The 22,474-nt window shown below is 42.2% G+C and carries 17 protein-coding genes and 1 other annotated feature; of the genes, 7 read left to right on the forward strand and 10 right to left on the reverse strand.

The features are described from left to right. Window positions 1-73: 73 nt before the first annotated feature. From V1500_RS20535 to ezrA, 4 genes are all read right to left on the reverse strand, one after another. The gene (locus tag V1500_RS20535) at window positions 74-271 is read right to left on the reverse strand and encodes a small, acid-soluble spore protein, alpha/beta type (RefSeq protein WP_409302186.1); all 198 of its coding nucleotides are present in this window, start codon (window positions 269-271) and stop codon (window positions 74-76) included. 83 nt (window positions 272-354) lie between these two features. Continuing rightward, window positions 355-1,563 carry a tRNA uracil 4-sulfurtransferase ThiI gene (gene thiI, locus V1500_RS20540; protein WP_409302188.1) on the reverse strand — a complete coding sequence of 403 codons (1,209 nt, stop codon included), beginning with the start codon at window positions 1,561-1,563 and terminating at the stop codon, window positions 355-357. Between the two features lie 4 nt (window positions 1,564-1,567). Next, a complete protein-coding gene (locus V1500_RS20545) occupies window positions 1,568-2,707 on the reverse strand; it encodes a cysteine desulfurase family protein (protein WP_409302190.1) in 1,140 nt (379 codons plus the stop codon). 219 nt (window positions 2,708-2,926) lie between these two features. Continuing rightward, the gene (ezrA, locus tag V1500_RS20550) at window positions 2,927-4,621 is read right to left on the reverse strand and encodes a septation ring formation regulator EzrA (RefSeq protein ID WP_409302192.1); all 1,695 of its coding nucleotides are present in this window, start codon (window positions 4,619-4,621) and stop codon (window positions 2,927-2,929) included. Window positions 4,622-4,789: 168 nt separating this feature from the next. Between ezrA and hisJ the strand changes: the two genes are divergently transcribed. After that, entirely contained in the window at window positions 4,790-5,614 is an 825-nt protein-coding gene (gene hisJ, locus V1500_RS20555; RefSeq protein ID WP_409302194.1) for a histidinol-phosphatase HisJ, read from the forward strand. Here the strand turns inward: hisJ and refZ are convergent. Further along, on the reverse strand, window positions 5,611-6,267 hold the full coding sequence (gene refZ / locus V1500_RS20560; protein WP_409302196.1) for a forespore capture DNA-binding protein RefZ: 657 nt from the start codon (window positions 6,265-6,267) through the stop codon (window positions 5,611-5,613). The genes hisJ and refZ overlap by 4 nt on opposite strands. Window positions 6,268-6,420: 153 nt before the next feature. Here refZ and V1500_RS20565 point away from each other — a divergent pair, with 153 nt between their 5' ends. Next, a complete protein-coding gene (locus V1500_RS20565) occupies window positions 6,421-6,900 on the forward strand; it encodes a GAF domain-containing protein (protein WP_409302198.1) in 480 nt (159 codons plus the stop codon). 73 nt (window positions 6,901-6,973) lie between these two features. Here V1500_RS20565 and V1500_RS20570 read toward each other — a convergent pair whose 3' ends face one another. After that, window positions 6,974-8,836 carry a diguanylate cyclase domain-containing protein gene (locus V1500_RS20570; protein ID WP_409302200.1) on the reverse strand — a complete coding sequence of 621 codons (1,863 nt, stop codon included), beginning with the start codon at window positions 8,834-8,836 and terminating at the stop codon, window positions 6,974-6,976. Between the two features lie 519 nt (window positions 8,837-9,355). Here V1500_RS20570 and rpsD point away from each other — a divergent pair. Further along, on the forward strand, window positions 9,356-9,958 hold the full coding sequence (gene rpsD, locus V1500_RS20575; RefSeq protein WP_409302203.1) for a 30S ribosomal protein S4: 603 nt from the start codon (window positions 9,356-9,358) through the stop codon (window positions 9,956-9,958). 184 nt (window positions 9,959-10,142) lie between these two features. Here the strand turns inward: rpsD and tyrS are convergent, their stop codons facing one another. Next, complete coding sequence (gene tyrS, locus V1500_RS20580) at window positions 10,143-11,399, reverse strand: tyrosine--tRNA ligase (protein ID WP_409302205.1); 1,257 nt, start codon at window positions 11,397-11,399, stop codon at window positions 10,143-10,145. Window positions 11,400-11,475: 76 nt separating this feature from the next. Next, window positions 11,476-11,710: a binding site (T-box leader), on the reverse strand. A gap of 238 nt (window positions 11,711-11,948) precedes the next feature. Here tyrS and V1500_RS20585 point away from each other — a divergent pair. Beyond that, entirely contained in the window at window positions 11,949-14,891 is a 2,943-nt protein-coding gene (locus tag V1500_RS20585; protein ID WP_409302207.1) for a transglycosylase domain-containing protein, read from the forward strand. A gap of 54 nt (window positions 14,892-14,945) precedes the next feature. On the opposite strand, the gene acsA is transcribed toward V1500_RS20585, so the two are convergent. Continuing rightward, window positions 14,946-16,664 (reverse strand): acetate--CoA ligase, encoded by a 1,719-nt coding sequence (gene acsA / locus V1500_RS20590; protein ID WP_409302209.1) that lies wholly within the window; start codon window positions 16,662-16,664, stop codon window positions 14,946-14,948. Between the two features lie 425 nt (window positions 16,665-17,089). On the opposite strand from acsA, the gene V1500_RS20595 reads away from it, so the two are divergent. The 3 genes from V1500_RS20595 to V1500_RS20605 are packed head-to-tail and all read left to right on the forward strand — an operon-like array spanning window position 17,090 to window position 19,575. Continuing rightward, on the forward strand, window positions 17,090-17,722 hold the full coding sequence (locus V1500_RS20595) for a GNAT family N-acetyltransferase (RefSeq protein ID WP_409302211.1): 633 nt from the start codon (window positions 17,090-17,092) through the stop codon (window positions 17,720-17,722). A gap of 24 nt (window positions 17,723-17,746) precedes the next feature. Next, on the forward strand, window positions 17,747-18,394 hold the full coding sequence (locus V1500_RS20600) for an acetoin utilization AcuB family protein (protein WP_409302213.1): 648 nt from the start codon (window positions 17,747-17,749) through the stop codon (window positions 18,392-18,394). Further along, complete coding sequence (locus tag V1500_RS20605; protein WP_409302215.1) at window positions 18,391-19,575, forward strand: acetoin utilization protein AcuC; 1,185 nt, start codon at window positions 18,391-18,393, stop codon at window positions 19,573-19,575. Before V1500_RS20600 ends, V1500_RS20605 begins: the two co-directional genes overlap by 4 nt. A gap of 105 nt (window positions 19,576-19,680) precedes the next feature. Here V1500_RS20605 and ccpA read toward each other — a convergent pair whose 3' ends face one another. Together ccpA and V1500_RS20615 are read right to left on the reverse strand one after the other, a co-directional pair. Beyond that, a complete protein-coding gene (gene ccpA, locus V1500_RS20610) occupies window positions 19,681-20,679 on the reverse strand; it encodes a catabolite control protein A (protein ID WP_409302217.1) in 999 nt (332 codons plus the stop codon). Between the two features lie 485 nt (window positions 20,680-21,164). Then, window positions 21,165-22,241: a bifunctional 3-deoxy-7-phosphoheptulonate synthase/chorismate mutase gene (locus tag V1500_RS20615; protein WP_409302219.1), complete on the reverse strand. Its 1,077-nt coding sequence runs from the start codon at window positions 22,239-22,241 to the stop codon at window positions 21,165-21,167. Window positions 22,242-22,474 lie beyond the last annotated feature (233 nt).

The raw sequence follows: 22,474 nt of genomic DNA on the forward strand, positions 1-22,474 counted from the left end.
AATATTATCCAGAATAGAGGAAGGTGCATATAAAAAGAGCGGGGAAAGCTTCCCCCGCTCCTCTCTCATTTCTCTATTGCTGGTTTCGTCCTAGCTGTTGTTCAGCCATCTGGATCATTCGTTTTACCATTTCGCCTCCAACGGACCCGTTGGCACGGGCTGTTGTATCGGCACCCAGTTGAACTCCAAATTCATTAGCGATTTCGGTTTTCATCTGGTCAAGGGCTTGTTGTGCACCGGGAACTAACAATTTATTTCTGTTATTTGCCATGTGTCACCACCTCCTTGTAGTTATAGGGTGGGACAAAACGGTACTGTTGATACAGTTGCCTCTATGGAAATGATAAACATGATTTAGAAAAGGTCATCTACTGGGTCTTCCGCTTTCTTGCTTTGTCTGCTGATTGTTAGTGTTTCTGTGTTTTCCACAGCCTTTTCAATCAGAGAATCAAAATCAACAAAGCTTTCGTAAAAATTGACCTTTTCACGCTGTGGCTTTGTCTTTGGGGCCGCCGGTGTAAATACCGTACAGCAATCCTCATATGGCCTGTTCGATATTTCAAGAGTATCAAGTTCCCTTGCGATATCGATGATGTCCGTTTTATCCATAGTAATTAACGGCCTTAAGATCGGTGTATTTGTCACTTCATTAATTGCAAACATGCTGTTTAATGTTTGGCTTGCAACCTGCCCGAGACTCTCCCCTGTGACGATGGCCATTGCGTCGTTCTTTTCCCTGATTTTATCAGCAATTCTTAGCATCAGCCGTCGAGTCGATGTCATGGTATAATTTTCAGGGATCTGTTTTTGAATGAGCAGCTGGATATCGGTAAAAGGGACGATATGAAGCTTCATACCGCCGCTCAGTTCAGACAGTTTTTCCGTTAAATCTATTACTTTCTGCCGTGAACGTTCACTTGTAAAAGGAGGGCTGTAAAAATGAATGCACTCAATTTCAAGTCCGCGCTTCATGGAAAAATATCCGGCAACAGGACTATCAATGCCTCCGGATAACATAAGCATAGCTTTCCCGCTTGAACCAAGCGGAAGACCGCCTGCTCCCCGTATAATTTCTCCAGTCAAATACACGGCTTCCTTACGAGCTTCTACTCTCAAATTAAAATCAGGATTTTTGACATCCACCTTCAAGCCTTCGGAGTTCCTCAAGATGTGGCCTCCCAATTCATGATTGATTTCATCCGTGCTGTATGGAAAATCCTTATCAGATCGCTTTGCGGAAATTTTAAATGTACCTGGAGTTTCAGAAAGCTGCCTATAATAATACAACGCAGCCTTTTTCATTTCATCTAGATCTTTGTTCACCTTCAATGCAGGGCTTAAAGATTGAATGCCGAAGATTCCCCTCAGCCTTTCTATAATTTCGTTGTGGTTTTCTCCATTCAAGATTACATACATGCGCTCCCTGCTTGCCGATAGAGCTGCATTAGGGAAATCCCTTAATACCCATTTTATATTGTTTTTCATTTTATCAACAAACCGTTTCCGGTTTCTCTTCTTAGTCGATATCTCTCCATAGCGTATGATGATATGGTCAAATTCCATTTGATTACCTCATTACCTTCTTTAATTTCTCGACCGTTTTTTCTATAACATCCAATGCATAAACTGCCTCAACATTCGTATTTTGGTACGATAAGCTTATTCGCACGATGCTTTCTGCCCGATCTTGGTCATGGAACATCGCAAATACCGTTTTGCTTGGGGACCTGCGTTTGGAAGAGCATGCACTGGTTGTGGAAACGTAAATCCCTTCCTCCTCCAGAGCGTGGACAAAGACTTCTGACTTAAGCCCAGGCACAGAGAAATTCAAAATGTGCGGCGCTCCCTGTTTAGGACTGTTAATTTTAATTCCTGGAATTTTGCTAAGTCCATCCCACAAAATCCCTCTGATTTCCAGAAGGGAATTTATTTGGTTTTGTTGTTTTTCCATGGTGATGCGAAGTGCCTTTGCGAGAGCCACGATTCCGGCTACATTTTCTGTTCCGCTCCTGATTTTTGACTCCTGGCTGCCCCCGGAAAACAGCGCATTTATATGCACACCTTCCCGGATATATAAAATACCAGTGCCTTTTAATCCGTGAAACTTATGGCCCGACATTGTGCATAGGTCTATTCCCGAGCCTTTTATATCTAAAGGAACCTTCCCGATTCCCTGAACATGGTCCACATGAAAAAGGATATGAGGATATTTTCGAAGTAATTGCCCAATTTGCTCGACAGGCTGAATTGCTCCTGTTTCGTTGTTTACATATATGGTACTAACTAGTATCGTGTCTTTTCTGATAGCTGCTTTTAAGTCATCTATATGAATTTGACCAAGCTCGTTTACTGGCAAATAACTAACCTCGAAGCCAAGGTCCTTCAGATTGCTGCAGGCATCATGCACAGAGGCATGTTCGATGGAAGTGGTGATGATATGCTTTCCTTTTCCTTGATTGGCAAGAGCAGCTCCTTTTATTGCAAGGTTATTTCCTTCCGTCCCTCCTGAAGTGAAATAGATCTCATGATTCTTAACATTCAGAAGGCCTGCAACTTGTTTCCTAGCTTGAGAAAGCAAATTTTCTGCTTTGGCACCAATACCATGAAGTGAAGATGGATTCCCGAAAAATTCCGTCGAAACCTTTATAAAAGAATCCAGCACTTCATCATACGGCTTCGTTGTAGCGCTGTTATCAAAGTAAATCATCTCTTTCACCTTCCATATATGTTTCCAATTAGCAACTATTAATATTAACATATAAATGTCGCTTTTGAGAACTTTATGCCTACTCGTTCGTTTTTCTAGTGTCTGCCATTTTTGCAGAAACACACTCTATCTGTTCATAATTCTGTTATCCTTACCCTGCAGATCACGAAAAAACCGGCTAAACCACACCCTAAGGAAAAGGGGGTTCAACCGGCATCACTATGAGAGGATCTCGTCCAGATTCGCATCTAATTTTTTAAGGCTCCCTGGTTCCACCTTTTCAATCACATCGGCAGCAGCCTCTAACGCTGCTTGATATTGGTAATTACGAAATTGTTCTTCTGCTTTCCGCAACCCCTCTGCCACAGACGGAAACTTACTCCTATATCTGTTGCCATACTGAATAACCTTCTCCGCAAGAAACATATGCTCTATCAGCTCTCTTGTGAGATCATTCAGATTATGTACACTTGAATCGGCTTTCTCTAGAAAAATGCGGACTGAAGCCATGTCCAGCGGCTTTTCTTCCAGCTTGGCTTGCACATCCTCAAGGCTTTCCTTAGCTTCCATTACAACTGCCTTATATTCCTCGGGGAGACCTGGTAAATTGCTTTTTGTTAACAGCCTGCTTGTCTCTGCCATTATTTTGCGCAGCTCTCTTAGTGTGTCCCTCGCTTCAAGTTCATCCTTTCGCAGCGCCTGAAGCTTCCCAAAAAAAGTCTCCTGTTCATCTTTTACTTCTTTAATCTGGTTTCCTACCGACTGCATATCCTCGCTCAAGGCCGAATAGGCTTCATCGTTTTCTTCCATTTTCGCAACTAAAAGGGCATATCTCTTGGATATTTGAGCAATCTGTTTTTCCAGTCTCCTTACCGCTTCTATTTCACTTTGTGTTATATGGTAGCTATGCTGGACAATCGACATTTCAGCTTTCAGTTTATCATTTTCGAACTCAAGCGAGCTGATTGCATCAGATAATATTTCATCATTCTTCTTTATGTACTGTTTGGAATAAACTTCTTTTTCCAGCAGATCATACAGCACATTAATGCTTTCGTTTATTTCCTTGAGGCCTTGCTCCACCTCATTCGTCTCAGCATTTTCCAGGAACTGCTCGTATAACCCCAATTCCTTTTCAATCCGTTCCGTTTCCTTGTCAAACTGGATATGGTCTAAAGAATACTCCTGCGCCAGCATATCCCTGTAGCCTTCCTTTAATTCCTGCAGCTGTGCTGGCAGGGTTGACTGCGTTTCTGCCAAAAGCTGAGGGATCAATTCCATCCTGTCTGATATACTCGTAATTTTAGACTTGATTGTTAAAACCAGTTCCCTCGCGTTTAAGTAATTTCCGTTCTCTGTCGCAACCTCATATTGCTGGATGATCCCAAGAACCTCCTCAAGCATCCCTTCCAGTTTGCCAGACGCTTTCCCGTATGAATGGCCGTGTGCAAGGAGGGATTTTCTCAAAAAGCGGTATGCATCTTTCAGCTCTTCAATTTCCACACGGTTTTTCTCTTCACTTCCGACCAGGTCATGGAGTTCTGAAAGGATTCTTTCGATAGATTCCTCTATAGCTTGAAGTTCATCGGAAATTTTTCTTTGTACATCCCTCGATTTTTTGAATCTGTATTTGTCTACATATTCTTCGGCGTCAAACAGAAGCTCTTCCACATCCGGCATATGGACGGTGATAATGGCGTCCCACTCTTTCCTCCAGCGTTCAAACATCTCTTCTGTCTCCCCGGTCATATTCAGCTGTTTCACCTTAGACAATTCATCGAGGACAGGGCGGTTCATAATATCGATTTTCCAGGCTTCCAGCCTGTCAATTTCCTTAAAATATTTCTTCTTGCTAAAATAGCCCCATATTATAAACGCTAAAATAACTACGATAATACCCAGTATGTATTCCATGGTTTGCCCCCTGTTCTCAACCAAAACGTATTCTATATATATAGGAAAAATTAAATGTGCAGGTTCAATGCTTTTATGATAACATGTTAGAAATCATTTTTGACTAAAAAGTTGAATTTTTTTGTTGAAAAATGTAATTAAATCACAGATTATATGGAGTTGGTTTTATTGAAGTTCGACGGGCATATTCATAGTCCTTATTGCCCCCATGGTTCTTCGGATCAATTCGAAGAATACATTGAGCGGGCAGTACAGTTAGGCATGAATGAAATATCGTTCACAGAACACGCTCCGCTGCCGAAGGGTTTTTCCGATCCGACTCCGGACCAGGACAGTGGAATGGATTGGGAGCAGCTGCTGCCATACATAAAGGACTTGAAAGTTCTAAAGGAATACAATAAGAAAAGAATTAAAATAAATATTGGGCTGGAAGTGGACTTCATAGAAGGATTCGAACAGGAAACAAAGGAGTTGCTGGATGAAATTGGAGGCTCATTGGATGATAGCATCCTTTCCGTTCATTTTATAAAGCACGAAGATTCCTGGCTCTGCATCGATTTCAGTGAGGACCTGTTTTACGAAATTTCCAGGATGCTTGGAGGAGTAGACGAGGTTCACCAACAATACTACTCTACTGTCAAACAATCCATTCATGCTGACCTTGGCAAATATAAACCTACCAGAATCGGACATATCACATTAGCAACGAAATTCCAAAAAAAATACCCCGCAAGCAGAAGCTTTGATAGCGAGGTATTCAACCTATTGCATTTAATTCATTCGAAGAACTACTCACTTGATTATAATGGGGCAGGAAAGGTTAAGCCACTTTGCGGGGAAACATATCCGTCTGAAAAGTTTGCAAGCTATGCGGCAAAGCTTGGAATTCCCCTTATATATGGGTCTGATGCCCATACAGCAAAGGGGCTGGCACAAGGGTTTGAAGGCATTGCTGCAGCCGTAGAGCCTTCACTTAACAGGGTGATTCGCTAAAGCCCTACCAATGCTTTGCTGTTCCCTTCATTAGCCTTGCTGGCCTGGACAAAAAGCATGGAACGAAGAAACTTGTCTACCTGATCCTTGTACCTTTGTGTATAATACATTTCCTGCGGAAAGAAATGCAGGACTTCCATGGAATATAGTGAGTGCAGTACAGGTGCGGTCAAAAGACCTTTCAATTGCAGAATAAAGACTGGAATCGGGACTCTGACGAATGCTCCTTTCTTGATTCCTTCCTCAAGGAGCAGTTGAAAATAATATTTTTCCTTGGTGAGATAGGTGGACAGGAGCTCTCTGTTCAAGCTTGAATCGAGGGAAAATTCTCCGTGGATGAAACTGGCAGCGAGGAAGTGCTGCCTTTGGAAATCGAGAATATCTGAAACCATTTCCAACAAGCATGGGATGGGGCCGACATCCTTTAACGAGATAACATGCGATTCTACCAATTGGATATATTCTTCTAAATAGCAGATGAAACAATATTCTAGCAATCCGTGTTTATTTTTGAAATAATAAGCAATATTAGCAGTGTTTACTTGGGCTTTGCCCGCGATGTCCCTGATCGAAGTGGCGTGAAAACCCTTGAGGTGAAATAAATATAACGCAGCATCGACTATGGCTTGTTTTGTTTCGTTTTTCTGGTTCATCCGGCACCCCTCGCTTTTATGAGACAAGGTCTCTTTAATTGTTTTATTCTTTGCGCGAACGGGATTTCCTTGTAGGAGTTCTCGACAACTTCTTAATGGATAGCCATAATATGGATTATCCTGTAAAAATTAGTGGAACTAAGGTGATAGCATATGTTTAACGTCGAATTATATAAAGGCACAAAGGAAGATAATTATACATTGCTTCTGAAACAGCTGACTGCTCTAATTGAAGATGAAACAAATAAAATCGCTAACCTCAGTAACGCCTCAGCTCTTTTAAATCAGTTCCTTGATGAAATAAACTGGGTAGGTTTTTATTTGACAGAAGGAGAAAGCCTTGTTCTGGGGCCATTCCAAGGGCTTCCTGCGTGTGTACGCATCCCTTTTGGCAAAGGGGTTTGCGGAACAGCAGCGTCAGAAAAAAGGACTTTGAGAGTCAAGGATGTGCATGATTTTCCAGGGCATATTGCATGTGATGCTGCTTCTCAATCGGAAATCGTCGTCCCAATGATAATAGAAGGCCAGGTTATTGGGGTATTGGACATCGACAGCCCAATCAAGGATAGATTTGATGAAACAGATCAAAGAATGCTGGAACAATTCGTTTCTGAGCTGGTGAAATATTTGTAGTGTGTAACTGAAAACATAAAAAACAACCGTGGAGGAAGAGAACCACCCATCCACGGTTGTTTTTTCTTCCGTATTAATTTTGAACCAGGACCTTGTTCTTTCCTGAATTTTTCGCTTGATAAAGCGCTTGGTCTGCCCGTTTAAAAAGCGCCTTGGCATTATCCGCCTGGTCTTTCTTCCAGTAAGATACACCGCAGGAGATCGTCACCTTTGGATCAGGCAGCTCAGCTACCTTCTGAATAAGCCTCTCCGCGATGGATACACCAACCTGCAGCGAGACACGGGGAAGGTAAATGGCAAGCTCCTCTCCGCCCCACCTGGCTCCAATATCGGCATCCCGTATATTTTTCGTAATTAAGCTTGCAACCTGAACGAGAATTTCATCCCCGACCTGATGGCCGTATGTATCATTTACCTTCTTAAAATCATCAATATCAATAAGGATAAATGTGCCTTCCGCATCCTCTTGCATGGATTGGAAAATCTTTTCATCCAAATAATTGCGGGAATATAGCCGGGTCAAATGGTCGGTGATAACCATTTTCTCCAGTTCCTCCCTCAGCATGGAATTTGACAGAGCCAGGCTCGAATGATGAATAAGAGATTGAAGAAGCTTAAACATATCAAATGAGAAAAAATATTTTTCCTCATGCAGCACTACTGCAAATCCTTTGATAGAATTGCTTTGAATCATGGGAACTGCCATTAATGAACTATACGCAGATTTCTGTTGGCAGGGCATATTAAGATCGCCGATAAACAGCGAGTCCTTCTCCCTGCTTATTTTATCTTTTATCCAATCAATATACTTATAGGCTTCGTCCGTATGAAAAAATGGCGTACTGCCTGGGAGTGTCTCTGTCCCGCCATTTGGAAGAAACATAATGAAACCGGTTTCCTGGGCCCCGAATGAATCGGTTATCTGATTTTGCATATAGGCCATCGTTTCACTTAAAGGCAAACTGGAATTCAAGCGATTCGACGTCTCATTGATCATTTGCAGATCCGAAATAAGCCTTCTTGACTGTTCATAGAGCTGTGCGTTTTCCAAAGCACTACCTGCAGTATTGGCAAGCAGGGTGATAAATTCTACCTCACCCTTCGGAAAGATAACTGCATCACCGGCAATAACCTGGAGCACCCCGTACACACCCTGTTTTCCTTTTAAGGGTGCATATAATATTGACTTCTTTTCGAATGTTAAATCCTCGAATTGAACATTTCCTGTCACATATGCCTGCATGGCTGCAGCGTTATCAGAATCATACTCCATATCCTTTATAGGGAGGCCATCATTGTATTTATTGTCATGAGATATTAATAAATAATACGTAAAAGTAGGATAGACCTCCTCTAAGGTCTCAATTATTTCTCCAAGCACTGCATTCATGCTCATAGAGGAATGGAATTTTTCCGTTACCCTGAATAACTGCTTGTATCTTCTCTCTTGATTTACTATATTGGCAATGCTGGAAGCAGCCTCTAACAGGTCCGCACATTCTCTTGCCAGCCGTTCTCCTTCCGTCGGTGCAAATGCGGAAAGGGAGCCTTCCACCTGTTCCTGAATCGCCAGGATCCCTGCCAGTTCATTATTATAACGAAGAGGAAGGATAAGATTATATTGTTCAAGGCCGCCTAAAGGGAAACTGTTATAATAAAAAGCTTTCACACCGGCATTATCAATACCTGTGTATATATCCTCAAAAGGAATCGTATTCTGGCATGATTTTGGACAAGTGGACGCCTCCAAATAGAATGTCCGCTTCCAAAAATCGGATCTGAATAAGGCCACTTCCTTAACGGATAATATCTCCTTAATCCCCGCCAGCAGATTATTAATGAAACTATCGTATTTTATCTGTCCGCTTTTAAAATCCATATGATTTAAAAAAAGAGTTTTTAAATCGTACAGAGTATTAGTAGTCAGGTGTACCATTACAATCATCCCTATATAAATTGCCTTTAGTTAAAAAGTCTCATTCAAAGCCGAAAAAAAAATCCTGTTAAACATACATACTCTCTTGAACTCGATTCTCCCAAAATAAAAAAGATATAAATACAATATTATTATAAACGTAAAAGGAAAAAATTTCTTCCTAATTTTTATAAATTATGAGAAACAAGAAAACAAATATCTTCTCTCCTTGTTTTCAAAAATAAAACAAAACAAAGCCGCGCTTGACTGACTTCCATATAAATTATATAATACTCTTTGTGTAAAATATTGCAGCCTATGTGAAGGCTTTTGTGTGATGCATTTTGTTCCTCTTCTCATTCAGGCCTGTATGTCCTGAACTTACTATTAGTGATTAGCGTTTCCAGCGTTATTTATGAGGTGTATCACGTAACCCTCTGCTGCTAGGGCGAAGGTACATGAAAATAAAATGCCCACGATTGTTATTTCGCAACGGTTTTTATTTTACCAAAATAAAAACATTTGAAGGAGGAGTCATTCATGGCTCGTTATACTGGCCCAAGCTGGAAGTTATCCCGCCGTTTAGGGATTTCCTTAACTGGAACTGGTAAAGAATTAGAAAAGCGTCCTTACGCTCCTGGACAACATGGTCCAAACCAACGTAAAAAGATTTCCGAATACGGAATGCAATTACAAGAGAAGCAAAAGCTTCGTCATATGTATGGTGTAAACGAACGCCAATTCCGTACTTTATTTGATAAAGCAGGAAAGCTTCAAGGTAAGCACGGTGAAAACTTCATGGTTCTTCTTGAATCTCGCCTTGATAACGTTGTTTATCGTCTTGGTCTAGCTCGCACACGCCGTGCAGCTCGCCAGCTTGTAAACCATGGCCACATCCTTGTTGATGGAAGCCGCGTTGACATTCCGTCATACCGCGTAGCTCCTGGCCAAACAATCAGCCTTCGTGAAAAATCACGTAACCTAGACGTAGTTAAAGAAGCTGTTGAAGTAAATAACTTCGTTCCAGATTACTTGACTTTCGATGCTGATAAATTAGAAGGTACTTTCACACGTTTACCAGAACGTTCTGAATTGCCTGCTGAAATCAACGAAGCTCTTATCGTTGAATTCTACTCTCGTTAATCATACTCATAAGTGTTCCTGGCATATGCTGGGCACTTGGCAAAACCCCTGTCGCTGGATAGGGGTTTTTGTTTGATACTGAAGGATTTGGTTGTTCCCCAATCTTTATTTTTCTGTAGTTCGCTGATAGATAAAAAAAACAGAAAAAAGCTGGACCAAGCATAATAAGGTCCAGCTTTTTTTGCTATTTAATAAGGGTATACTTCTTTTTCCCTCGGCGGATTAGAGTAAACTGCCCTTCAATCCGATCGTTTTCAGTAATTATATATTCCACATCAGTGTTCTTTTCTCCATTAATTGAAATTGCCCCGTTTTGAATATCCTCACGCGCCTGGCGTTTTGATGGAGAAATCTTTGCTTCCACCAAAAGCTCTACCAGCGCAACATCGTCGTTAGAGGTGCGTTCAAAGCTTGGTACATCCTTGAATCCAACCTTGATTTCATCTGCGCTCAGGTCTTTGACATGGCCGCTGAAAAGTGCGGCGGAAATTTTGATAGCCTGCTGTAACGCCTCTTCCCCATGGATTAAGCGTGTCATTTCTTCTGCAAGAGTTTTCTGTGCCTGACGCAAGTGCGGTTCCGACTCTACAGCCCGTTCTAAAGCTTCAATTTCCTCATGCGGCAGGAAGGTAAAGAATTTCAGGTATTTAACGACATCCGCATCAGCAGTGTTAAGCCAGAATTGGTAAAATTCGTATGGGGTAGTTTTTTCTCCGTCCAGCCATACCGAACCCCCTTCTGTTTTCCCAAACTTCGTACCATCTGCTTTTGTAACGAGAGGAATGGTCAGGCCAAATGCCTTTGCCCCCTCTCCATTCATTTTTCTGATCAGTTCAAGTCCTGTTGTAATATTTCCCCACTGATCGCTCCCGCCGATCTGGACCCTGCAGCCAAAATTCTGATATAAATGATTAAAGTCCATAGCCTGAAGAATGGTATACGTGAACTCCGTAAAAGAAATACCTGTATCAAGCCGGGATGAAATGGTATCCTTCGCAAGCATGTAGTTGATGCCAATATGCTTCCCATAATCTCTTAGGAAAGTAACCATATCGATAGAGCCAATCCAGTCATAGTTATTGACCATGGCCGCCCCATTCTCTCCTTCAAAATCAAATATGCTCTGAAGTTGTTTTTGAATGCCGCGGACATTGTGTTCCACTGCTTCAAGCGTCTGAAGCTTTCGTTCCTCGCTCTTCCCGCTTGGATCACCTATTAAACCCGTTGCTCCCCCAACAAGTACAATGGGCCGGTGTCCATGCTGCTGAAAACGCCTTAAGGTCAAAAATGGGAGTAAATGGCCTATATGCATGCTGTCAGCGGTAGGGTCGATACCGCAGTATAAAGAGATTTTTTCTGTGTCCAATATAGTTTTTAAATTTTCTTCATCGGTTTGTTGATAAATGATTCCTCTCCACTCGAGATCTTTCAATAAATCCATTATAGTTCCTCCTTTGGTTTGTAAAACTACATTCACCCTGCCTTGAACAGCCAAAATAAAAACGCCCCTTCATAAATGAAGGGGCGAAAATATTCGCGGTACCACCCAACTTGAGGATCTGTGAAATGCAATCCTCCGCTCTTAACGATAACGGTCGCCGGCCGTTTGCCGCTACTTATCCCTTGTACAGGTCTTGTTCACGGCAAATGCTCAAGGAGGTAATTCATCATGCCATTTGTGCCGGTTCGCACCAAACACCGGCTCTCTGAAACAGGGATGGCATGACTACTTATTCCTATCAAAGCAATCTGGAATTGAAATTTTTAATATTAATGAATTTTTATCATAAAATCTGATCCCTTGTCAACTCGCTCTTCATATTCCTTTAAAGATATTTTTTTTCATTTCTATTTTTCACGAAATAAATCGAAATTTCCTATGTTAAACTGCCTTACTGAAATGTATACCAAAACAAGCCAGCATGGAAAGCCAAAAATCCCCAACAGTGAAATTATGGTATAATGTAAATGATTTCAGGGGGTATGAGATATGAATAATAACGAAAATCAATCGCCATCTAGAATAAGAGAATTACTGAATATGCTTCAGAGCAAAGCTGCCAGACGATACATACGGATTACATACGGGGTTATATGGAACCTCACTCTTTTGCTATTGATTATAGGAGTTCTCGCTTTTTCCTTCGCAGGAGGCGTCGGAGCCGGTTATTTCGCCGCGATGGTAAAGGATGAGCCAGTAAGAACGAAAGAGGATTTATCACGGGATATTTACAATTATGAAGAAACCTCGGAAATTTACTTTGCCAATAATGTATATCTCGGCAAGCTAAAAAGCGACCTGGAGCGGGAAGAGGTTACCCTGGAACAGGTGTCCAAGAACCTAGCTAATGCAGTTATCGCAACTGAAGATGAATATTTTTACCAGCATGATGGCGTGGTGCCGAAAGCGATCATGAGGGCCATATTTCAGGAACTGACCAATTCCTCCGTTCAATCAGGGGGCAGTACCCTTACACAGCAATTAATCAAAAATCAAGTCCTGACAAACGAAGTGTCCTTCGAGAGAAAGGCCAAGGAGATTCTCCTTGCTCTCCGTGTAGAAAAGTTTTTTGAAAAAGAAGAAATATTAGAAACCTATTTGAATGTCTCTACCTTTGGAAGAAACTCCTCAGGCAGGAACATTGCAGGTGTAGAATCTGCGGCTGAGGGTATTTTCGGAAAACCTGCCAAGGATCTAAATCTACCGCAATCAGCCTTTATTGCCGGATTGCCGCAAAGCCCCTTTGGTTACACTCCATATACCCAAAAAGGCGAGTTAAAAAAGAATTTGGAGCCTGGACTGTCCAGGATGAAGACAGTTTTAAAGCGGATGCATGATGGAGGATATATAACTGATAAAGATTATAGCGATGCTCTCAAATATGACATTGTCGGCGATTTTATAGAAAAGAAGCCTTCTCCACAGGAAAAATACCCATGGGTTACCTACGAAATAGAAAAGCGTTCTATTGAAATCCTTATGAAAATTCTTGCCAAACAGGATGGCTACGAGGAAAGCGACCTGACGAAGGATAAAGATTTAAGGGAGCAATACATGACCCTAGCCGATAGGAACCTTCACCAGAATGGATATAAAATCTATTCAACGATAGACAAAAAAATATACGATAAAATGCAGAAGGTAAAAGATAATTATGCCTACTATGGACCGGATAAGCCTCAGGAGGTAAAGGACCCGGAAACCAAGAAAACTTCGGTGATCAGCGAGCCTGTAGAGACAGGGGCCATACTGATAGAAAATAAAACCGGGAAGATTATCAGTTTCGTCGGAGGAAGGGACCATAAACGCGAACAGACCAATCATGCTACTGCTTCACTCCGGCCCAATGGCTCTACCATGAAGCCTATTCTTGTGTACGCACCCGGTATGGAACTTGGTAAATTATCTCCCGGCACCATTACAGCTGATGTGCCGATGACGTTTCCTGGAGGGTGGAAACCTAGCAACTATGGCGAATCGTACAGCGGTCTTACTACTGCAAGGAACGCGCTGGCAAAGTCATATAACATGCCTGCAATAAAATTTTATCTGGATATCTTAAATCAGAATCCGGTTAAATACTTGGAAAAAATGGGTTTTACCAGCATCAAAAAGGACCATTACACGAATATGTCCATGGCAATCGGAACAATGGAAACAACTGTGGAAGAAAACGTCAACTCCTATACAACGTTTGCAAATGGCGGGAAATTTATTGACGCTTATATGATTGATAGAATCGAAACAAAGGATGGAAAGGTCATTTACCAGCATAAGCCGAAACCTGTGAAGGTATTCTCTCCCCAGACAGCTTACCTGACCATCGACATGATGAGGGATGTCATCAATAAAGGCACAGCAGTCTATGTAAACAGCCAGCTTGCCTTTTCATCTGACTGGGCTGGAAAGACCGGTACAGGTAATGAATATAAGGATGCATGGTTTGTCGCAACCAATCCGAATGTGACACTGGGCACATGGATGGGCTATGATAATCCGAAATCGTTAAAGGGAACGTATAAAGGGCTTGAATATAACCAGCGTAATCTGCGTTTGTGGGCAGGACTTGCAAATGCTGCTTATAAAGTGAATCCCAAGCTTATGGATCCAAAAAAGCGGTTCGAGATGCCTGGAGGAATAGTAAGAAGATCATTTTGCGGCGTATCCGGACTCTTACCTTCTGATGCATGCTCAAGGGCAGGAATGGTGGAAACTGACCTGTTTAACGCAAAGTATGTACCTACGAAGGTTGATGACAGCTTTATAAACGGGAAATATGTTCAGGTTGGAAACAAACGGTACGCAGCCCTTCCTGAAACCCCTTCAGAGTTCGCAAGCGTAGGCTTCATGCTTAATCCAGTATATTTTGAAAGGATTGGGGGTAAATATGTTACTGATCCCGGGCTATTGATTCCGAAGGATATGCGCTGGGGCAACATCATGGTTCCAAATGCCGTTCTGAGGGATAATGGAAAAGTGCCAGCTGCGCCTTCTGCCACAGCAAGCGGAAGAGGCATCGCATGGAATACGCATCCGGAAAATGACGTTATTGGATATAGGATTTATAGTAATGGACGAAGAATAGGCAGCGTCAGGGCTGGCTCCTCCCTATCATTCAGTGGAGCTGGAAGCCTTTATGTATCGGCGGTTGATGTGGCAGGGAAAGAATCTCCACCATCAAATGTAATTAATGCTGGCTTCAGCAAAAAACCGGAAGAAAAAGAAGATACTCCTGATTCTGAGGACAGTACACCACCAGAAACAAAAAATCCCGAAAATACAAAGCCAGAAAAACCAAAGAATGAAAAGCCGAAGAATGAAAAACCGAATGATCCGAATGATTCAGAAGCAGAAGGCGATAAGCCGAATGTTCCTGCTGATCCCGAGAAACCGGAGGAACCAGGAGAACCTAAAGATAATTCCGAGGATTAATAAATAAAAAAAGAGCATCCTAGTGGAAGGATGCTCTTTTCAAGTATTTGTTGATCAGTCTTCCATTGTAGATAAATCGCCTGTTGGCAAATCCAATTCCCAGGCTTTTAACACACGGCGCATGATTTTACCGCTTCTTGTTTTTGGCAGCTTATCGCGGAATTCTATTTCACGTGGAGCAGCATGGGCGGCAAGCCCTTTCTTGACGAATTGGCGAATTTCCTCAATGAGTTCCTCGCTTGGTTCATGTCCATCCCGAAGAGCTATGAACGCTTTGATTATTTCACCGCGCACCGGATCCGGCTTGCCAATGACACCCGCTTCGGCAATCGCAGGATGTTCCACCAGCTTGCTTTCTACCTCGAATGGCCCTACCCTTTCTCCTGCAGTCATAATGACATCGTCAACGCGGCCTTGGAACCAGAAATACCCATCTTCATCCATATAAGCTGAATCGCCCGATACATACCAATCTCCAGGCATGAAATACGATTCATATTTTTGAGGATTATTCCAAATCTGGAACATCATCGATGGCCAGCCTTTTTTGATTGCAAGGTTCCCCATTCGATAAGGCGGTAATTCATTACCCTGGTCATCCACGATCGCAGCCTGGACTCCCGGAATCGGTTTACCCATGGAACCAGGCTTGATTTCCATGCACGGATAATTGCAAATCAGCTGGGCTCCTGTTTCAGTCATCCACCATGTATCATGGATACGATGCTGGAATACTTTCATTCCCCAGCGTACAACTTCAGGATTTAGAGGCTCTCCTACACTGAGAATATGGCGGAGTGACCGTAAATCAAAATGGTTGACAATATCATCACCGGCGCCCATCAGCATTCGGAATGCAGTAGGAGCACTGTACCACACAGTAACCCGATAATCTTCAATGGTCTTGTACCAGGCTTCCGGGCTAAAGCGGCCGCCTACCACTACATTGGAGGTCCCAGTTAGCCAAGGGCCAAAGATACCGTAGGAGGTTCCAGTTACCCATCCAGGGTCTGCTGTACACCAGTACACATCATCCTCACGAAGGTCAAGTACCCATTTGGCAGTCTGATAGTGTTGGATCATCGCATTATGTACATGCAAGACTCCCTTAGGCTTGCCGGTAGACCCAGAGGTATAATGAAGGATTAATCCGTCCTTACGGTCTACCCACTCTACTTCTAGTTCTGGGCTTGCCTCTTTACATTTATTATTAAAATCATAAAGGTTTTCTTTCTCTTCGACATCTTGTCCAACCAAGAATATATGTTTTAATGCAGGCAGTTCATTTACAGGAACACGTGAAAGCAGATCGGGGGTAGTCACTAACACTTTCGCTTCGCTATCCTCCAGGCGATCGCGTACCGCTCCCTCCATAAATGCTTCAAACAGCGGGCCCACAATTGCGCCAAGCTTGATTGCCCCAAGCAAGGCAAAATATAATTCAGGAGAACGGGGCATAAATATGAAAACTCGGTCTCCTTTTTCTACATCGCCGTATGCTTTCAATACATTGGCAGCTCTGTTCGTAAGTTCCTTCATTTCCCTGAAGGTGTATTTTTCATCCCTGTTTGCATCTTTGTAGTATAGTGCAACTTTATTCTTTCTGTGAGACTCTGCATGGCGGTCGATGGCTTCATAGGCAGCGTTCACCTTTCCAGTTTCTGACCAGGAAAATGCCTTTTCAGCCTCTCTCCAGTCAAACTGTTTGTACGTTTCCTCGTAATTCTGCAAATTATAATCCCCTTTAATAACTGGCAGCGCTTCCACTTTCATCGCAAATACTCCCCCTTTGTCCATAGATAGAAAAATATAAGTTTTTAACGTAAATACCCGCATTACCCGTTGGCCGTTGAACTCGAGCTCTTGTTTACCAAAGTGAGACGTACATTGCTGCAAAGTCCATCAGCCAGTTCAATTATCAAGCTTAATTAGCAGCCCAGGTTTTTACGTTATCTGAACTATACAGTTAATATTATATTATAAACATTATGTATTCACAATTTTTTAAATATTATCCCACCAGCCTTCTGTTTTTTCTTCTGCTTATTAATACCTTTGAACAATAATATGTAAACTTGACAATCTACAATTTAGTTAATTTTCATAGTTGCCAGAAAATATTCAAGAGTTGTATATTCCTGCTTTTTCTTTTTATGTATAATGAAAATAGTTGATTAAAATGGTTTGGTGGTGATGCAATGGAGCATAAAAAAACATATAATGCCAGGGAACTTAAAACAGCTCAGGGCACTTTGATCATTGAAGGGCCGATTTCATCGGAACAGATTGGCACATATGAGTTCCATGAGGACTTAGTCGCTTTTCGGCCCCCCATGCAGCAGCATAAAGCTCTAATGGAGATTGCCAGCCTTCCAGAGGGCAGGATCATCATTGCACGACACAAGGAAACGATTGTAGGATATGTGACCTACCTTTACCCGGATCCACTGGAAAGATGGTCGGAAATTGAAATGGACGACCTCATTGAACTCGGGGCAATTGAAGTAATTCCACAATTCCGCGGTGCCAAGGTTGGTAAAAATTTATTGACTGTGTCCATGATGGACGATGCCATGGAAGATTTCATCATTATTACAACGGAATATTATTGGCACTGGGATTTGAAAGGGACAGGCCTTAATGTATGGGATTACCGTAAAGTCATGGAAAAAATGATGAATGCGGGCGGGCTGGTATATTATGCTACAGACGATCCAGAAATTTGTTCCCATCCCGCAAACTGTCTGATGGCTCGAATTGGAAAAAGGGTCCCTCCTGAATCTGTTCAGCAATTCGACCGTTTGCGATTTATGAATCGCTTTATGTATTAACGGGATATACGAGGAGGAGCAGAAGTGATTATAGAAGAAATCATGAATAAAGATGTTGTTACTCTATCAGAATCCGATACTATACAAACGGCTATAGAATTGATTAAAGAAAAGAGATTTCGGCATATTCCCATCGTGAATGAAAGACGCGAGCTGGTGGGCTTGGTCAGCGACCGCGACCTTCGGGATGCAACCCCATCCGTTTTCCGTACTGAGGAATTTAAGCAGGATTTAGGCAAACCGCTTCGTTCCATCATGATTACAAACATTATCACTGGCCATCCCCTGGATTTTGTGGAAGAAGTGGGTGCAGTATTTTACGAGAATCGCATAAGCTGTCTCCCTATTATTTCAGACAAAAAGCTGGTAGGAATCATTACAGGAAGGGACCTCCTCCATTCCTACGTCGAATTGACTGGCGCTAACCAGCCAGGTTCACAGATTGAAGTCAAGGTTCCAAATAAAACAGGCATACTCCATGATATTACAGCCATCTTTAAAGATAGAAATTCAAACATTCAAAGTGTCCTGGTATATCCTTATAAGGGAAATGCAGCGTACAAGGTTGTGGTATTGAGGGTACAGACAATGAATCCCTCATTATTAGTAGAGGATTTAGTAAGTCATGGGTATACTGTTTTATGGCCAGGTTTGCCGGAGAATAATCTATGAAACGACATGCAGTTTTTGTATATTCTGACCAACTATTATCATATAAGTTCAATGACAGCCATCCTTTCAATCAAAAAAGGCTCCAGATTACACTTGATTTATTAAAAAAACATCACGCGATACATGAAGAAGATATCATTCAGCCGCGTATAGCGACTGATGAGGAGTTGCAGCTGGTCCACGACCCTAACTTTGTAAACGCTGTCAAGATGGCCGGCCAGGGGCTGCTTTCTGCTGAAAAGGCAGAAGGCTTTGGGCTCGGCACCGAGGATACACCAATATTCACCAATATGCACGAAGCCAGCGCCCTTCTTGTAGGGGGAACGCTGGAAGCTGTAGACCAGGTAATGGGCGGACACGCCTTGCATGCAATAAACCTGGGAGGAGGACTGCATCACGGATTCAGGGGGAAGGCCAGCGGTTTTTGTATTTATAATGACAGCTCAGTCGCGATAAAGTACATTCAGGAAAAGTATAAGGCCAGAGTGCTCTATGTAGATACGGATGCACATCATGGTGACGGAGTACAGTGGACTTTCTACGATGACCCTGAAGTATGTACCCTTTCCATACACGAGACAGGCCGCTATCTCTTTCCTGGGACAGGCAATATCAATGAACGCGGACAGGGAAAGGGATATGGATATTCTTTTAACATACCTGTAGATGCATTTACAGAGGATGAATCCTGGCTCCACTCCTATACTACTGCTTTCCGGGAAGTTATTGAATATTTCAGGCCGGATGTAATTTTAACCCAAAATGGGGCAGATGCGCATTATTATGATCCACTGACACATTTATCTTCTACAATGAAAATATATAAAGAGATTCCTAGACTAGCCCATGAAATGGCACATAAATATTGCGAAGGCCGATGGATCGCTGTAGGCGGCGGTGGCTATGATATTTGGCGTGTAGTTCCCAGAGCATGGTCTTTTATCTGGATGGCAATGACAGATAACCCGAATATATCCGGAAGGCTCCCGAGGGAATGGATCGACAGATGGCAGAAAGAATCGCCAGTGCCCCTTCCCGCCGAGTGGGATGATCCTGAAGGAATTTACAAGCCAATCCCGCGAAAAGGTGAAATAACCGAAAAAAACGAGAATACGGTTGACAAAGCATTATTTCCAATAAGGTCAGCCAGACCAGCTCCGACTTCAAATGGGACTGCATAAATGTTACAAGTATTGTGCCGCTGCACGAATCTTGCGCAAACTGCATAAAAAAGGATAGACACCGCATTAATTTGCTACTGTGTCTATCCTTTTCTTTCAAGCGATTTATTTGGTCGATTGTCGATTTTCAACGCGATGAGGAAGTATGACAGTTTCCTGGCCGTCTACCTTCTCATTGTTCATTAATTTTGTCAGCAGCCTCATAGCTACAGCTCCGATGTCATATAGCGGCTGTACAATCGTGGTTATTTGCGGGCGGACCATCAAAGTCAGCCGTGTATTATCAAAGCTTATAACCTCATAGTCTTCAGGAACATTATAGCCTTTATCCTGAGCGGCATGGACAATCCCCAGTGCCATTTCATCAGCACCTACCAAAACAGCTCTTGGATTGTCTTCTGATTCTAAAATTTTATCAAATGATTCAATTCCTGAATCGTAAGTATAATCTCCCTCAACGACATTTGCTTCATTAAACGAGATGCCCGCATCACTTAAAGCACGCTTATACCCCTGTAATTTCTTCTGATTGATAGGTTCTTCCGAGTTCCCTGCCAGAAATGCAACATTCTTGTGCCCACCCTGCACAAATTGGGTTACAGCATCGTAAGCCGCTGCTTCGTAATCTATATTTACTGAAGGAATTTGACCGGACTCCTCTAAAGATCCTGCCAATACAATCGGTACGGGAGATTTCTTAAATTCAGCAACATGCTCATCTGTAATATTCGAACCCATAAACACGATGCCGTCAACTTGCTTGCCCAGCATTGTGTTAAGCAAATGAAACTCTTTGTCTTTATTTTCATCGGAATTGCTAAGGATAATGTTGTATTTATACATCGTAGCAATATCCTCAATTCCTCTGGCAAGCTCTGCATAGAAAATACTTGAGATATCAGGGATGATCACACCTACGGTTGTTGTCTTCTTGCTGGCAAGTCCCCGTGCAACCGCATTCGGGCGGTATCCAAGGCGTTCAATGACCTCAAGCACCTTTTTTCTGGTAGCCGGCTTTACATTTGGATTCCCATTAACAACACGGGAAACCGTTGCCATGGACACGTTCGCCTCACGTGCCACATCATAGATTGTTACGTTCATTATACCACTCCTTCTTCTTTTTATTTTCCCCTGAAAATACTGTATTATTTCTCATTCTGTGGTTCTCAAATTTTTATATCGTTAAAAAGGTTTTGTAAAAAGCACATGAGCTCCTTATGTACTTGCAGCTTCAAATGAAATAAGTAACTATTCCTGAGAGGGTCCAAATCCCTCCTCTCCAGGTGAAAAGGCTTAAGCCAAAGCATTTTGATAACGTAATAATCACTATTAATTAAACAGCTTCGCCATGAACGAAGCATGTAGTACTGCTCCTTTTTGATTGTTCAAGTTTGAGCAATGAAATACAGAGTTGTTTACCTGAGGAGATTGTAGTGCTGGTTACATATTTATGCTTTATATCATACGACAGTCCTTACCTATCCTGCAATGCAGAAGCTTGTTTTTTCAATTTATTTTCACAAATATCGAAAAATAGGAAAAGCGCCCTGACTTAGAGTGTCAGGACGCAGTCTGAAGTTTGTATGTTAAACTGTAACCCAGCTTTGCCTTTGTATCTCATGGAAAAATTCATCGAATTGCTTCAAGTCCATCTGCTGTGCAGAATCGGAAAGTGCAACGGATGGGTCCGGATGCACTTCTGCCATAACACCATCCGCACCAATTGCAAGCGCTGCTTTAGCAGTAGGTAGAAGCAAGTCTCTTCGTCCGGTTGAATGGGTAACATCGACCATGACTGGCAGATGGGTCTCCTGTTTTAGGATCGGAACTGCAGAGATATCAAGAGTGTTTCGGGTCGCACGTTCGTATGTCCTAATACCGCGCTCACAAAGAATGATATTTCCATTTCCCTGTGACATGATATATTCAGCTGCATGGATGAATTCATCAATTGTTGCAGCAAGTCCGCGTTTTAACAATACCGGTTTGTCAACAGCACCAGCAGCTTTAAGCAATTCAAAGTTTTGCATATTTCGTGCACCAATTTGAATGACATCAAGGTATTCCACAGCTGTCTCTATATCACCTGGATTTACAATTTCACTTATAACTGCGAGGTCATATTTGTCAGCGACTTCTTTCAGTATCTTTAAGCCTTCTATCCCTAATCCTTGGAAATCGTATGGTGATGTACGAGGTTTATAAGCACCTCCACGAAGCAGCTTGAGGCCCTTATTTTTAACAGCCTCCGCTACTTGTGCCACCTGCTCATAAGACTCTACGGCACACGGTCCGAATACGAAGCTTGGTACTCCATTTCCGATCAGCTCACCCTTTAGATTAATAATGGTGTCTTCGGATTTTTTCTTTCTGGAAACCAGCAGAGCCTTTTTCTGATTTTCTTCCTGGAGACCTAGTCCTAATTTGAATATTTCCTTAAAAATATGCTTAAGCGAAGCATGATCAAGCGGCCCCTGATTATGTGACTCAATTAAATCAAGCATTTTTCTTTCTCGGACGGGATCATAACGATTTACACCTTGCTTTTCTTTAACGTGTCCTATTTCTTGTACGAGTTCAGCACGCTTATTGATAAGCTGCAATAACTCTAGGTTAACGCCATCCAGTTTGTCACGTAAAGCATCCAGTTCCTTGTTGCTCATTATAAATCCATCCCTTCGGCTACTATTTTTGACCGGTCACCATTCGATTTGGGGCTGTTTCTTAAAAATTAGTGATATTTAACAAACACCATTTCTACACCGGCTGCTTTTATGAAATAATAGAATTATAATTTCATATAATTAGGAACTATTATAAATCATTGCAAAGAGAATGTCACCAATTTTTTCTTCAATGATTAAACGCTTTTAAGCACTAAAGTATATTTCTCATA

Source organism: Peribacillus sedimenti, from assembly GCF_046237635.1.
Lineage (GTDB): Bacteria > Bacillota > Bacilli > Bacillales > DSM-1321 > Peribacillus > Peribacillus sedimenti.